Consider the following 442-nt stretch of genomic DNA (forward strand, 5'->3'; position numbering starts at 1 on the left):
TGTAAAAGTCTGGACGCCGGGCGATCCGGTTCCTGACGATCTGGCCGAGCACATCATGATGGGCGGCGTTGTCACAGCCCATAATGCTTCGTTCGAACGTATCATCTTCCACTACATCATGGGCCCGCGCTACGGCTGGCCCGTGCCCGACGTGACGCAATGGCGATGCACTATGGCCATGGCGTATGCGCTCGCGCTCCCCGGTTCGCTGGAGAACGCTTCGCCCGCCGCCGGGCTCGACATCGCCAAGGATATGGCGGGCCGCCGCCTCATGCTCCAGATGGCCAAGCCACGGAAGGTCGAAAAGGACAAGATCACCTGGTGGGACGAACCGGCGAAACTCCAAAAGCTGATCGAGTACTGCAAACAGGACGTTGAAGTCGAACGCGCACTCGAAAAGCGGTTGCGGCCACTGTCCGAATCCGAACTAGCACTGTGGCAC

General features: G+C 60.6%; 1 pseudogene. It reads left to right on the forward strand.

From position 1 onward, the window contains the following. A pseudogene (locus ACTJKP_RS27215) lies at nucleotides 1–442 on the forward strand (hypothetical protein); the annotation flags it as partial.

It is taken from the genome of Brucella sp. 22210 (assembly GCF_052045675.1).
Taxonomy (GTDB): Bacteria; Pseudomonadota; Alphaproteobacteria; order Rhizobiales; family Rhizobiaceae; genus Brucella.